Source organism: Streptomyces durhamensis (genome assembly GCF_000725475.1).
Taxonomy (GTDB): Bacteria; Actinomycetota; Actinomycetes; order Streptomycetales; family Streptomycetaceae; genus Streptomyces; species Streptomyces filipinensis.
Genome location: NZ_JNXR01000171.1, coordinates 1 through 313, shown reverse-complemented (window position 1 = coordinate 313; position 313 = coordinate 1). Strand labels below are relative to the sequence as shown.

1 protein-coding gene is annotated in these 313 nt (G+C 68.4%); it reads right to left on the bottom strand.

The window, feature by feature from the left end:
* Positions 1–313: zinc ribbon domain-containing protein (locus IO33_RS0142250; RefSeq protein ID WP_031174368.1), on the bottom strand; the 313-nt coding region annotated here is incomplete at both ends.

Below are 313 nucleotides of genomic sequence, written 5' to 3'. Positions count from 1 at the left end.
CGTTTAGCGTCTCCGCCCGTGCGGCGGCGACGATACGGCGTCCTTCGAAGAGGACGTTGCGGGCTGCGTTGTGGTCGCGGTCGTGCACCGTGCCGCACTCAGCACCCGCCCATTCACGGACGTGGAGAGGCTTCGGGCCGTCCCGGAATCCGCAGGCCGAGCAGACCTGAGAGGAGGGGAAGGCCCGGTCCACCTTGGCGAAGGTACGGCCGTACTTGACCGCCTTGTACTCCAGCATGCCGACGAACGCGGACCATCCCGCGTCGTGCACGGACTTGGCCAGACGGGTGCGTCCGAGACCGGACACCGCGAG